The sequence below is a fragment of the Streptomyces sp. NPDC001744 genome, assembly GCF_042892575.1.
GTDB lineage: Bacteria > Actinomycetota > Actinomycetes > Streptomycetales > Streptomycetaceae > Streptomyces.
The window spans coordinates 74,434-87,559 of sequence record NZ_JBIAUG010000019.1 but is presented as its reverse complement, the minus strand read 5'-3'; the positions used below and the strand labels follow the sequence as shown (position 1 = coordinate 87,559).

General features: G+C 74.0%; 10 protein-coding genes and 1 pseudogene. 6 read left to right on the top strand and 5 right to left on the bottom strand.

Translation table 11 applies throughout. The features are described from left to right. Positions 1 to 132: 132 nt before the first annotated feature. Positions 133 to 858, top strand: coding sequence for a methyltransferase domain-containing protein (locus tag ACFYZY_RS22235; RefSeq protein ID WP_388696810.1), 726 nt, complete (start codon positions 133 to 135; stop codon positions 856 to 858). Positions 859 to 877: 19 nt separating this feature from the next. Here the strand turns inward: ACFYZY_RS22235 and ACFYZY_RS22230 are convergent. Next, positions 878 to 1,138 (bottom strand): annotated as a pseudogene (locus tag ACFYZY_RS22230) (ankyrin repeat domain-containing protein); the annotation flags it as partial. A 64-nt stretch (positions 1,139 to 1,202) separates the two neighbouring features. Between ACFYZY_RS22230 and ACFYZY_RS22225 the strand changes: the two are divergent. Continuing rightward, on the top strand, positions 1,203 to 2,069 hold the full coding sequence (locus tag ACFYZY_RS22225) for a GNAT family N-acetyltransferase (protein ID WP_388696807.1): 867 nt from the start codon (positions 1,203 to 1,205) through the stop codon (positions 2,067 to 2,069). A 110-nt stretch (positions 2,070 to 2,179) separates the two neighbouring features. Here the strand turns inward: ACFYZY_RS22225 and ACFYZY_RS22220 are convergent, their stop codons facing one another. Together ACFYZY_RS22220 and ACFYZY_RS22215 are read right to left on the bottom strand one after the other, a co-directional pair. Beyond that, positions 2,180 to 2,887, bottom strand: coding sequence for a DsbA family protein (locus ACFYZY_RS22220; RefSeq protein WP_388696805.1), 708 nt, complete (start codon positions 2,885 to 2,887; stop codon positions 2,180 to 2,182). 74 nt (positions 2,888 to 2,961) lie between these two features. After that, entirely contained in the window at positions 2,962 to 3,516 is a 555-nt protein-coding gene (locus ACFYZY_RS22215; protein WP_388696802.1) for a DUF1697 domain-containing protein, read from the bottom strand. Between the two features lie 314 nt (positions 3,517 to 3,830). Between ACFYZY_RS22215 and ACFYZY_RS22210 the strand changes: the two genes are divergently transcribed. Then, positions 3,831 to 4,688 carry a phosphotransferase gene (locus tag ACFYZY_RS22210; protein ID WP_388696799.1) on the top strand — a complete coding sequence of 286 codons (858 nt, stop codon included), beginning with the start codon at positions 3,831 to 3,833 and terminating at the stop codon, positions 4,686 to 4,688. Positions 4,689 to 4,788: 100 nt separating this feature from the next. Further along, complete coding sequence (locus tag ACFYZY_RS22205; RefSeq protein WP_388696796.1) at positions 4,789 to 5,619, top strand: alpha/beta fold hydrolase; 831 nt, start codon at positions 4,789 to 4,791, stop codon at positions 5,617 to 5,619. Positions 5,620 to 5,671: 52 nt separating this feature from the next. Here ACFYZY_RS22205 and ACFYZY_RS22200 read toward each other — a convergent pair whose 3' ends face one another. Both ACFYZY_RS22200 and ACFYZY_RS22195 read right to left on the bottom strand, forming a co-directional pair. Next, positions 5,672 to 6,427 carry a 3'-5' exonuclease gene (locus ACFYZY_RS22200; RefSeq protein ID WP_388696793.1) on the bottom strand — a complete coding sequence of 252 codons (756 nt, stop codon included), beginning with the start codon at positions 6,425 to 6,427 and terminating at the stop codon, positions 5,672 to 5,674. 113 nt (positions 6,428 to 6,540) lie between these two features. Then, positions 6,541 to 7,827, bottom strand: a complete 1,287-nt coding sequence (locus ACFYZY_RS22195) for an SAV2148 family HEPN domain-containing protein (protein WP_388696790.1) — start codon at positions 7,825 to 7,827, stop codon at positions 6,541 to 6,543. A 434-nt stretch (positions 7,828 to 8,261) separates the two neighbouring features. On the opposite strand from ACFYZY_RS22195, the gene glgX reads away from it, so the two are divergent. Together glgX and treY are read left to right on the top strand one after the other, a co-directional pair. Next, positions 8,262 to 10,385: a glycogen debranching protein GlgX gene (glgX, locus tag ACFYZY_RS22190; RefSeq protein WP_388696787.1), complete on the top strand. Its 2,124-nt coding sequence runs from the start codon at positions 8,262 to 8,264 to the stop codon at positions 10,383 to 10,385. Positions 10,386 to 10,654: 269 nt separating this feature from the next. Further along, positions 10,655 to 13,006: a malto-oligosyltrehalose synthase gene (gene treY, locus ACFYZY_RS22185; RefSeq protein ID WP_388696786.1), complete on the top strand. Its 2,352-nt coding sequence runs from the start codon at positions 10,655 to 10,657 to the stop codon at positions 13,004 to 13,006. Positions 13,007 to 13,126 lie beyond the last annotated feature (120 nt).

Genomic DNA, 13,126 nt, shown 5'->3' with positions numbered 1-13,126 from the left:
TTCAGTACCGCCGACGGGATCGGATGCACCGCTCCTTGAGCCGTCCGGCCCAATCCCCGGCCGGTGGCGCCTCCGGTGGCGCGGGTCATGGGCGACACTGCGGGCGACACCCCCAGCGGAGGAGCACCGGTCATGTCCTTGTTGCGCGACGCCGACCTCGCCCACGCCTTCGACCACGCCTCGCGGACGTACGACCGGATGACCTCGGCGAGCCCCGGCTACCACCGGCACCTGCTCCGCTCCGCCCGCCGCCTCGCCCTGCCGGACGGCGGGCGGGGCCGGTCGGTCCTGGACCTCGGCTGCGGTACGGGGGCGTCGACCCGGGCGCTGCTGCGGGCCGCGCCCGAAGCCTCGGTCACGGGCGTCGACGCGTCCGCCGGCATGCTCGACCGGGCGCTCCGCAAGCCGTGGCCCCCGAACGTCACCTTCGTGCACGCCCCCGTGGAGGGTCTGGCCGGGGCGGGGGTGGACGGCCCGTACGACGCGGTCTTCGCCGCCTACCTCTTCCGCAACGTCGCGGACCCGGACGGCGTCCTCGACCGGGTCCGGGGACTCCTCCGTCCGGGCGGGCGCCTGGTCGTCCACGAGTACGCCCTCGGCAGCCGGGCCGTCCACCGGGCGGTGTGGTCGGCGGTGATGGGGGCGGTCGTCCTGCCGTGGGGCCGCCGCCACGGAGACAAGGCGCTCTACCGCCACCTGTGGCACAGCGTCCTCGACTTCGACACCGCGCCCGCCTTCGCCGACCGGCTGCGCCGCGCGGGTTTCGGCGGTGTGCGCGTCCTCCCCCAGCCGGGGTGGCAGACCGGCATCACCCATACGTTCACGGGATTCCGGCGCCGGGGGCCCTTCCGGGGCTAGGGAGTGCGTCGAAAGCGGATCATGAGGTCCGGCATGACGGGATGGGCCACGTGGCTCGGTTGTGCGGTCGGGCGCCTGCGGCGAGAAGCATGGCGATCGTTTCGGGGTAGGGCCCGGTCGTCGCCCATTCGCGTGGGGAACGGCCCGTGCCGTGGTCTTCGCGGAGATTGGGGTCGGCGCCGCGGGCGAGCAGTGCGCGCACCGTCTCGGTATGACCCCGGCATGCGGCCGCGCACAGAGGGGAGCCTTCCGCGCCGCATCCGCTGTCGGTGTCGGTGTCGGCGGCCGGCCGGCCGGACAAAACCGGGTGCGGCCGGTCGCCGCGGTGGTGTGGGATGCGAACCATGACGATCGTTCTGAACGAACCCGGCGCCGACGGGCTGACCGAGGTCCTGGACGCCCTCCGCGCATGGCAGGACGACCGCGCGCCGCTGCAGCTCCATCCGGGCGACCTCGGCTGGGCCTGGGCGCTGGGCGCGGAGAGGCTGGCCGCGGCCGTGCGCACCTGGAGCGCGGACGGACGGATCATTGCCGTCGGGTACCTGGACGACCCCGACCTGCTGCGCCTGACGACCGCGCCGGATCTGCGACGGGACGGTGATCTGGCGCGCCGGCTGCTGGCGGACCTCGACGAGCCGGGGCGCGGGGTCCTGCCACCCGGGAAGGTCGGCCTCGAAATCCCCGACGGCGCCCTGCTCCGCGAGGTCCTCCTGGAGGCGGGCTGGGTTCCGGACGAGCCGTGGACGCCACTGTGCCACGACCTCGCCCGGCCGGTGAAGGACTCCGGCCTGCGGATCGAGGTGGCCGGTCCGGAGACTGCGGGGGTGCGGACCGCGGTGCATCGCTCGGCGTTCGGCAGCCCGGCGTTCACCGAGGAGAGGTGGCACGCCCTCGCGGCCGGGCCGGCCTATGCCGACGCCCGCTGCCTGATCGGCTACGACGACCGGGGCAACGCGGTGGCCGCGGCGACGGTCTGGTCGGCCGGGCCCGGCAGGCCCGGTCTGCTGGAGCCGGTGGGCGTGCACGCCGACCATCGCGGTCGCGGCTACGGGACGGCGATCGGCGTCGCCGCCGCGGCGGCGCTGCGCGAACTGGGCGCGTCGAGCGCACTCGTCAGCACTCCGACCTCGAACGCTGCCGCCGTCGCCGCCTACAGGGCGGCGGGATACGAGCCGTCGGCCGAACGGCTGGACGTCTGCCGACCCGCCTGAAAACGGCCGGGCGGCGGTGGCGACCGGGCGGGCGGTACCGGTCGGCTCCGCCGTCCTCCGGGCCCGTCGGCGTGCGGCGGCGGCCCGGAGGGAAGGGGGCCGCACACGGCCTAGCCGAAGTCGAGGCCGCCCGTGCGCGTGCGCTTCAGCTCGAAGAGGTCGGGGTGGGAGGCCAGGACCCGGAAGGAGTCGAAGAGTTCGGCCGCCCGCTCGCCCCGGGGGATGGCGCGCAGGACCGGGCCGAACCAGGCCGTGCCGTCGACGTGGAGCGTCGGGGTGCCGACGTACGCCCCGGCGTCGGGGTCCTTCCCGGCGTCGTGGCTGCGGCGGACCGCCTCGTCGTACGAGGGGTCGTGGGCGGCGTCGGCGAGTTCGGCCGGAAGACCGAGTTCGGCGAGCGATTCGGTGATCACGGCGTCGAAGTCCTTCCGCTTCCCCTCGTGGATGCGGGTGCCGTACGCGGTGTAGAGCGGGCGCAGGACCTCTTCGCCGTGCCGTTCGGCGGCGGCCACCGCCACGCGCACCGGGCCGATCGAGGCGTCGACGAGTTCCCGGTACCAGTCGGGCAGTTCGTTGCCCTCGTTGTGGAAGTACAGGCTCATGACGCGGAAGCGGACGTCGATGTCCCGGTGGCGTTCGACCTCCAGGATCCAGCGGGAGGTGATCCAGGCGAAGGGGCAGGCGGGGTCGAAGTAGAAGTCGACGGTGGTACGGGGACGGGTCCCGGTCTTCTCGGTGCTCCCGGCGCTCCCGGTGTTCCGGGTGCTCGGGACGGCCTGGGGGCCCTGGGCGCTCTGGGCGTTCTCGGTGGTCGTCATGCGGACGAATCTAGTCGGCGGATGGCCCGCCTCCGTGGTCCATTCGGAAGCCGTCGGAGTGGGCCACTTCGCCGTCACGCCTCCCGGACCATCTCCACCAGCCTGAGGACCGTGTTCCAGTTGCGCGCGGTGACCACGAGCCCCTCGGAGAGGGCCGGCCGGGAGACCGCGTCGCCCAGCCGGGAGGTGCCGAGGCCCCCGGGGGCGTAGAGGTAGAGGACCCGGTCCCCGAGGGCGAAGTCCTCCGGGCGGTAGGCGTCCCGGTCGATCGCGGCGAAGCGCCCGGCGTCCGGGGGACCCGAGAAGTAGAGGGCGTGGAGCTGCCTGCCCTCCAGTTCGGCGGCGGGGAACGGACACGCCTCCGCGACGGCGGCGAGGTAGGCGCCGTCGCGGACGAGGCAGTCGACGCGGAACCCGAAGCGCTCCTCGATCGCCTCTTCGAGCGCGGCCGTCAACTCCTCCTCGGAGGACGCCGAGTCGGTGGTGAAGACGGCGTTCCCGCTCTGGAGATAGGTGCGGACGTTCCGGTGGCCGATGTCTTCGAGGAGGGTCCGGAGGTCCGCCATGGGGACCTTCCGGCGCCCGCTCACGTTGATGCCCCGGAGCAGGGCCGCGTACGTCTGCGTCATGTTCCCAATCTAGAGCGGCCACCGCGCCTCGTGGGGGGCGGCGCGGTGGCCGGTTCGAACACTGTCCGACGGAGGGGAGCGGAGAGAAGGCCCGTCACCCTTCTGTGACTTGTTCAACAAGGTTTCGTAATGACGGACGGAGCGCGAACCGCTCATGTGCGCCGATAGCGGGCGGGCGCCGGGACCGTCCCGACCGGGTGCACGCGCGGCCGGGGGGCGCGAGGCCGGGATCGCGGGGCCCTCGGGGCGGCCCCTCGGGACGGACCGGACGGATGCGAGACTTTGGCGCGAACACACAGGTGAGGGAGAGAGCGATGGACGAGGCGCGGGCGCGGGAGATCCTGGACGGGGCGGGGCTGCCGGCCGGGGAGGCCCGGCTCCTGGCCCTCGGGGAGAACGCGGTCTTCGCCGTGGGCGACCTGGTGGTGAAGGTCGGCCGGGACGCCGGGCTGCTGGACCGGGCGGAACGGGAGCTGGCCCTCGCCGCCTGGCTCGCCGCCGCCGGGGTCCCGGCGGTGCGGGCGGCGGAGGAGCGGCCCCGGCTCGTGGCGCGGCATCCGGTCACCCTCTGGCACCGGTTGCCCGAGGCGGTCCGGCCGTCCGAGCCGCGTGACCTCGCCCCGCCGCTGCGGCGGGTGCACGCCCTGCCCGAGCCGGAGGGCTTCGCGCTCCCCCGCCGCGAACTGCTGGGCGGGGTCGAGCGGTGGCTGCGGCTCGCGGGGGACGCGATCGACCCGGCGGACGCGGCCTTCCTGCGCGAGCGGCGCGACGCCTTCGCCCCGGCGGCGGCCGCCCTGACCCCGCACCTGCCGCCGGGCCCGATCCACGGGGACGCCCTCCCCCGGAACGTCCACGTCGGACCGGACGGCCCGGTCCTGGTCGACCTGGAGACCTTCTCCTCGGACCTGCGCGAGCACGACCTCGTGGTGCTCGCGCTCTCCCGGGACCGGTACGGTCTCGACCCGGCCGCGTACGACGCCTTCACCGAGGCGTACGGCTGGGACGTCCGCGAGTGGGAGGGGTGCGCGGTGCTGCGCGGGGCGCGGGAGACCGCGAGCTGCGCGTGGGTGGCGCAGCACGCGCCGGCGAACCCGAAGGCGCTGGCCGAGTTCGAGCGGCGGGTGGCCTCCCTGCGGGACGGCGACCCCTCGGTGCGCTGGTACCCGTTCTGATCCGGCGCCCCGCCCCGGCCTTCGCGCCCCCCGCCCTTCGCGCCCCCGCCTCTGCCATCATGATCCCCGTCGAACCGGTCGGATGGGACGGGGTGTTGTGATGCGGGTGGAACTCTCGGACGTCACGCTGGAGGTCGAGGTGAGCGGCGAGGGCCCGGCGGTGCTCCTGGTGCACGGTTTCCCGGACAGTCATCACCTGTGGCGCCACCAGGTCGCGGCCCTGACCGCGGCGGGCTACCGGTGCGTCGCCCCCACCCTGCGGGGCTTCGGCGCGTCGGACCGGCCCGAGGGCGGCCCGGAGGCGTACCACCCGGCGAAGCACGTCGGCGACCTGCTGGAACTCCTCGCCCGGCTGGACGTCGAGCGGTTCCATCTGGTCGGCCACGACTGGGGCTCGGGCGTGGCCCAGGGCCTCGTCCACGCGGCGGCGGACCGGGTGCGGAGCCTGAGCCTGCTGTCGGTGGGCCACCTGACGGCGAACCTGGACGCCGGATGGGAGCAGCGGCAGCGCTCCTGGTACATGCTCCTGTTCCAGTTCGCCGGGGTGGCCGAGGACTGGCTGGCCCGGGACGACTTCGCCCATCTGCGCGCGATGCTGGCCGAGCACCCGGACGCGGAGGCCGTGATCGAGCCGCTGCGCGCGCCGGGCGCGCTGACGGCCGCGCTGAACATCTACCGCGCGGCGCTTCCCCCGGAGGCCCTGTTCGGCCCCCGCCGGGCGGTGCCGCCGCTGCCGGAGGCGGTGCCGGTGATGGGCGTCTGGTCGACGGGCGACCGTTTCCTCACCGAGTACTCGATGTCCGGTACGGGCGAGCACGTCGCCGGTTCCTGGCGTTACGAGCGGATCGAGGAGGCGGGCCACTGGCTCCAGCTCGACCGCCCCGAGAAGGTGAACGAGCTGCTGCTCTCCTTCCTCGGGAAGAACTCCTGACGTCCGGGGAGCGTCCCCGCCCGCGCGGGGGAACCCCGCCCGGTCCGGTCCCTCAGGAGGGGTCCCCGACGCGCCCGGCCCGGTGGTCCGCCGGCACGGCCTCCCCGCGCAGGGGCCAGGCGGTGTCGACGACCGCCTCCGCGTCGCCCTTGCGGCGCAGGAACGCCTGGAAGTCCTCGGCCCACGCGCGGTACCAGTCGATCTGGCGCGCGTGGAGCTCGGCCGGGTCGAGCTCGGCCACCCGCCGGTGCCGCTCGGCTATCGCGACGGCGACCCGGACGGCGGCCAGCGCGTCGGCGGCGGCCTCGTGGGCGGCTTCGAGCACGACGCCGTACTCCCCGCAGACGGCCTCCAGGGTCCGCTTGCCGCGCCGGTAGCGGTCGACGGCCCGGTCGATGGTGTACGGATCGACGACCGGGCCGATCGCGACCCCGCCCAGCCGCTCGTCCATCGGGGGCAGCCCGTGGCGGCGCAGCTCGGCGGCGAGGAGCGTCAGGTCGAACGAGGCGTTGTACGCGACGACCGGAACGCCGTCCTCCCAGTACGCGGCGAGGACCTCCGCTATCTCGTCGGCCACCTCGCGCGCCGGCCGTCCCTCGGCCGCGGCCCGCTCGGTGGTGATGCCGTGGATCGCGGCGGCCTGGTCCGGGATGCCGACGCCCGGGTCGGCGAGCCAGTCCCGCCGTCGTACGACGCGTCCCCCGCCTTCCACCTCCACGATCGAGGCCGTCACGATGCGGGCCTCCAGCGGGTCGGTGCCCGTCGTCTCCAGATCGAAGCCGACCAGCGTCTCGCCGTGCCAAGCCATCGGGTCCTCCTTGCGTGATCTCCCCCGTGGTACCGACCACCCTCGCACGCGCCACTGACAACCGCTCCGGGTCCCCCTCCGGCGGAAGGTCCCGGTCCGGGGCGGGCGAGGGGTCAGGAGACGGGCCGGGAGTCGAGCCAGACCGACTCGAACTCCTCCCGGTACGTCTCGAAGAGCCCGTGGTCCCCGTCGCCGGACCGCGGGTCGTGCCGGACCACATTCCGGCCGCCGCCGCGCAGCACCAGCACCGGGGCCTCCATGCCCCGGGCCCGGCGCAGGTAGGACTGGACGACGCCCACCCCGTCCGGGCCGTCGCCGTCCACCAGGTAGGCGGTGAAGCGGGGGGTCTCGTCGAAGACGTGGATCTGGAAGGCGTCCGGGTCGCGGAGCTTGGAGCGGACCCGGCGCATGTGGAGGATGTTCATCTCCACCGAGCGGCTCAGCTCGCCCTTCTTCAGGCCGAGTTCCCGCTCGCGCCGTTTGACGGCGCTGCTCGCGGGGTTGAGGAAGAGGAGCCTGGTCCGGCAGCCGGACTCGGCGAGGCGCACCATGCGGCGGCCGGAGAAGTTCTGCACGAGCAGGTTGAGGCCTATGCCGGTGGCGTCGAGGCGGCGGGCCCCGCCGAAGAGGTCCTCGGCGGGCAGCTGCCGCTGGAGCCGGACCCGGTCGGGATGGACCTGGACCACGTCGGCGTACCGGTCGCCCACCAGGTCCTCGACCGCGTCCACGGGCAGCCGGTCGGCGGACGGCACCCCGGCCCCGCTGCCGAGGATCTCCAGGATGCGGGCGGAGGCCCGCTCGGACTGGGCGAGCACGGTCAGCGAGAGGGCCCGGTTGCGGGAGACCACGTTGCGCGTGACCTCCAGTTCGTCGAGGGCCAGCTCGACCTCGCGCCGGTCGTCGAAGTAGGGCTCGAAGCAGGGCCAGTGCTGCACCATCAGCTCGCGCAGCTGCGGGAGCGTGAGGAAGCTCAGGACGTTGTCGTCGGCCGGGTCGAGGAGGTAGCCCTTGCGCCGGGAGACCTCGCGCACGGCGACCGCGCGCTGCACCCACTCCTGTCCGGCCGGCCCCGCCGCGGCGACGACCCACTCCTCGCCGTGGACCGGTTCGTACACGGGCCTCAGGACGGCGGCGACCACGGCCCGCAGCCGCTGTTCGACCAGATTCAGCCAGATGTAGGCGCGGCCGGCGCGCTGGGCCCGGACGCGGACCTCGCTCCACGCCTCGGCGTCCCACTCCAGTTCGGCCCCCATCCCGACCGGGCGGGCGACGGCGACCGCGCCGGGCGGCACGTCGGCGCCCGGCGGCGCGGCCGCTCCGGGCGGCGCCTCGACGGGGCCGCCAGGCCCCCCTTCCCGGTCCGCGTCCCCTGGGGGCAGCTCCAGACCTCCCGAGCTCACCCGCGCACCGCCTTCTGCTCCTGGACGCTCGTTTCGACCACTCCGGCAACGATCAAGGAAGGGTACTCCGCGAGCGGGAGGCGATGCAGCAGGATCGGCGGGCTCCTTCCCCAACCGCCCGGGCCGGTGCGACCGTTCCGGAGGCGAGATCATCCGGAGTGAGCGGATTCATAGCGGTTGCGCCCCCCCTTCCTCCCCCGGGACCGGGCGCGGGGACGGCGGACCGGCGCCCGGGCAGGGCGGCGGACCGGCCGGCCCGGCCCTCCCGCCGGGCGGCGGCCCGCCTTTTCGCACACGTTTTCTTTGGACCCCCCGCGCGGTGGGCAGTCACCCGGTAGGACGGGGCGAAGTCCTAGGACCTCGCGTCCCTCTCGGGCAGTATCTGGCCGAAGACCATCCAGAAGAACCCGGACAGAAGAGGAAGAGTCGTATCCATGCAAGTCTGGCCGGGACAGGCGTACCCCTTGGGCGCCACCTATGACGGCGCGGGAACCAACTTCGCGGTCTTCTCGGAGGCCGCCCACAGGATCGAGCTGTGTCTGATCCACGACGACGGCTCGGAAACGGCGGTGGAGCTGCGCGAGACCGACGCGTTCGTACGGCACGCCTACCTGCCGGGCGTGATGCCCGGACAGCGGTACGGGTTCCGGGTGCACGGTCCGTACGCCCCCGAGCGGGGGCTGCGCTGCAACGCGGCGAAGCTGCTGCTCGACCCCTACGCGCGGGCGGTGTCGGGGCGGGTCGAGTGGGGCGAGGCGGTGTACGGCTACCCCTTCGGGAAGCCGGAGGCGCGCAACGACCTAGACTCGGGCCCGCACACGATGACCTCCGTCGTGGTCAATCCCTACTTCGACTGGGGCGACGACCGGCGCCCGCGCACCGAGTACCACCACACGGTGATCTACGAGGCCCACGTGAAGGGCCTGACGATGCTCCACCCCGACCTCCCCGAGGAGCTGCGCGGGACGTACGCGGGGCTCGCGCACCCGTCGGTGATCGGCCACCTGAAGGAGCTGGGGGTGACGGCGCTCGAACTGATGCCCGTCCACCAGTTCGTGAACGACCACCGGCTCGCGGACGCGGGGCTCTCGAACTACTGGGGCTACAACACGATCGGCTTCTTCGCCCCGCACAACGCCTACGCGTCCTGGGGCGACCGGGGCCAGCAGGTCCTGGAGTTCAAGTCGGCGGTCCGGGCGCTGCACCAGGCGGGCATCGAGGTCATCCTCGACGTGGTCTACAACCACACCGCCGAGGGCAACCACCTGGGCCCGACGCTCTCCTTCAAGGGCCTGGACAACCCTTCGTACTACCGGCTCGTGGACGACGCGCCCCAGCACTACTTCGACACCACCGGCACCGGGAACTCGCTGCTCATGCGGTCCCCGCACGTCCTCCAGATGATCATGGACAGCCTGCGGTACTGGGTGACCGAGATGCACGTGGACGGTTTCCGCTTCGACCTGGCGGCCACCCTGGCCCGCCAGTTCCACGAGGTGGACCGGCTGTCGTCCTTCTTCGACCTGGTGCAGCAGGACCCGGTGGTCAGCCAGGTGAAGCTGATCGCCGAGCCGTGGGACGTGGGCGAGGGCGGCTACCAGGTGGGCAACTTCCCGCCGCTGTGGACCGAGTGGAACGGCAAGTACCGGGACTGCGTGCGGGACCTGTGGCGGGGCGAGCCGCGCACCCTCGCGGAGTTCGCCTCCCGGCTCACCGGTTCCTCCGACCTCTACCAGGACGACGGTCGGCGGCCGCTCGCCTCGGTCAACTTCGTGACCTGCCACGACGGCTTCACGCTGCGGGACCTGGTCTCGTACAACGAGAAGCACAACGAGGCGAACGGCGAGGAGAACCGGGACGGCGAGAGCCACAACCGCTCGTGGAACTGCGGGGCGGAGGGCGAGACCGAGGACATCGGGATCAACGAGCTGCGCGCCCGCCAGATGCGCAACTTCCTCGCCACCCTGATGCTGTCCCAGGGCGTGCCGATGCTCAGTCACGGCGACGAGTTCGGGCGGACGCAGGGCGGCAACAACAACGCCTACTGCCAGGACAACGAGGTGTCCTGGGTCCGGTGGCCCAAGGAGAACAGCGAGGCGGAGGCGACGTTGCTCCGCTTCACCCGGGCGATGGTGCGGCTGCGTCGCGAGCACCCCGTCTTCCGCCGCCGCCGCTTCTTCCACGGGCGGCCGGTCGAGGGCACCCACGACGAGCTGACCGACATCGCCTGGTTCACGCCGGAGGGCGAGGAGATGACCTCCCGGGACTGGCAGGCGGCGCACGCCAAGGCGCTGACGGTCTTCCTCAACGGGAACGCGATCTCGGAGCCGGGCACGCAGGGGGAGCGGATCACGGACGACTCCTTCCTGCTGATGTTCAACGCCTCGTCGAAGGAGCTGGAGTTCTCGGTTCCGGACAGCCACGGCCACTACTGGCGCACGGTCGTGGACACCTCCGACCCGGAGGGCATGCCGCCGCAGGAGGGTCCCGAGCTGGTGGGGGGCGAACGGGTGAAGCTCGCTCCCCTCAGCCTGACCGTCCTGAGGCGACCGGCATGAGGTGACCGGCCCGGAGTGACCGGCGCGTCCCGGACCGGAGCGGTCCGGGACGGAGCGGTCCGGGACGGAGCGGTCCGGGACGGGACATATCCGGGGGCGACCGCCCCGGGCCGCCGCCCGCTCCACGGCCCCGCCGGCCCGTCCCGGCGGGGCCGTCCTCGTCGGCCCGTCCACCCGACATCACCCTTCCGGGTGGATTGCGGGGAGGGGACGCGATCGGACGCGAAGGGGATGAAACAGAAGCCCTCCGGCGGGGTACGTACGTTCGCATGACCTCCCTTCCGGCCTCTTCCCCTCGGACCGCTCCTCCCACCGCCACCTACCGGCTCCAGCTCCAGCCGGACTTCCCGTTCGCGGCCGCCGAGCGGGCCGTGCCGCACCTGGCCGGCCTCGGGGTCTCCCACCTGCACCTCTCCCCCGTCCTGGAGGCGGTGCCCGGCTCGACCCACGGTTACGACGTCACCGACCACCGGTCCGTGCGGGCCGAGCTCGGCGGCGAGGAGGGGCTGCGCTCCCTGGCCGCGACCGCGCGGGCGCACGGGCTCGGCCTGGTCGTGGACCTGGTGCCCAACCACATGGCGGCCTCCCCCGCCCACAACCACGCGCTGCGCGCCGTGCTCCGCGACGGTCCCGGCTCCCCGTACGCCCGCTGGTTCGACGTGGACTGGCGGGCGGGGGACGGGCGGCTGCTGCTCCCGGTCCTGCCCGCGCGCCTCCCGGAGGTCCGGGACCGGTTCCGGGTGTCCGGCGGGACGCTGCGCCTGGACGGGCAGGAGTTCCCGCTGCGTCCGGGCACGGAGGGGCTGCCGCTGGACGAGCTGCTGGACGCCCAGTGGTACCGGCTCGGCTGGTGGCGCCTGGCCCGTACCGAGCTGAACTACCGCCGCTTCTTCACCGTGTCGGACCTCATCGGGGTGCGCGTCGAGGACCCCGAGGTGTTCGCGGCGACGCACGCGAAGATCGTGGAGCTGGTCCGGGACGGGGTGGTCGAGGGGCTGCGCATCGACCACCCCGACGGTCTCGCGGACCCGCAGGGCTACCTGGAGGACCTGGCGGAGGCGACCGGCGGCCGGTGCTGGACGGTGGTGGAGAAGATCCTCACCGGCGACGAGACGCTGCCGGCCGCCTGGCCGGTCGCGGGCACCACCGGGTACGACGCGCTGCGGCGGCTCGACGGCGTCTTCACCGACCCCGTGGGCGCCGAGGCGCTCACCGGGCTGTACCGGGAGTTCGTCGGCAAGGCCGGGGACCGGGGCGGCCGCTGGGAGGAGACCGAGCGGCGCGCGGCGTACGAGGTGGCCGGTCACGACCTGGCCGCCGAGACGGCCGCGCTGACCCGGATCGCGGAGCGGATCTGCGCCGCCGACCCCGCCCTGCGGGACCACGCGCCCTGGGCGCTGCGCACCGCCATCCGGGAGCTGCTCGTCCGCGTCCCGGTCTACCGGACCTACCGGACCGGCGGCGAGGAGGTGCTGACCCCGGAGGCGGCACGCGGCGCGAAGGCCGCGTTCGCGGTGGAGGAGGAGGCGGCGGCGGTCGACCTCGTGCGGGAGCTGGCGCTCGGTGCGCGGGGGGACGGACCGGAGCACCGGGCCTTCCGCGTCCGGTTCGCGCAGACCTCCTCGGCGCTGCGGGCCAAGGCCGTGGAGGACAGGGCCTTCTACCGGTACACGCCGCTCCTCTCGGCGAACGAGGTGGGCGGCGACGCGGGGCGTCCGGCGGTGCCGGTGGAGGAGTTCCACGCGTACTGCCTGCGGATCGCCCGGGACTGGCCGGCCACGGGCACGGTCCTGTCCACGCACGACACCAAGCGGAGCGCCGACGTGCGGGCGGCGATCGCGGTCCTCTCGCAGTGCCCGGAGGTGTGGGCGGACCTGCTCGCGGAGGTCGCGGAGGTGCCCGCGCCCGACCAGCACCTGGCGTGGACGGCCTGGCAGACGGCCTTCGGCCTCGGCACGCCGGACGCGGACCGGCTCGTGCCCGCGATCGTCAAGTCCGTGCGGGAGGCGGGGCTGCGGACCGGCTGGACCGAGCCGGACGAGGAGTACGAGCGGGCGGTGGCCGAGTTCGCGGCGACGGGGCCCGGCCGGATTCCGCTCCGGGTGGCCTCGGAGGCGGCCTTCGCCCTGGAGCCGCACATCCGGGCGCACGCGCTCGGCGCGCTGCTCGCGCAGCTGACGATGCCGGGGGTGCCGGAGCTGTACCAGAACACGGAGCGGGAGTACCGGGCCCTGGTGGACCCTGACAACCGGGCCCCCTTCGCGCCCGGTCCGGACGACGACCGGACGGCCCTGGTCCGGGCGGCGCTGCGGCTGCGGCGCGAGCGCCCGGAGGTCTTCGGGCCGGGCGGGACGTACACCCCGCTGGCGGCCGGGGGGCCGGCCGCCTCCCACTGCCTGGCCTTCGCCCGCTCGGACGCGGTGGTGACGGCCGTGACCCGCCTCCCGCTGCGCCTCGCGGAGGCGGGCGGCTGGCAGGACACGGAGCTGGTCCTGCCGGAGGGCCACTGGGCCGACGCCCTGGACGGCGTGCGGGAGTTCACGGGCGGTCCGGCGACGGAGCTGAAACTGGCGGAGCTCTTCGCGGAACGGCCGGTGGCGCTGCTGGTGCGGACGGACTGAGGAGACCTTCCGTGGAGTTCGTCGGGACGCTCCCCGGAAGGTCACCGACCGCACGCGTGTCCGGGAGGGTCCGTCGGCAGGGGCCTGCGGGCCTCTGCCGACGGACCCTCGGTTTCAGTG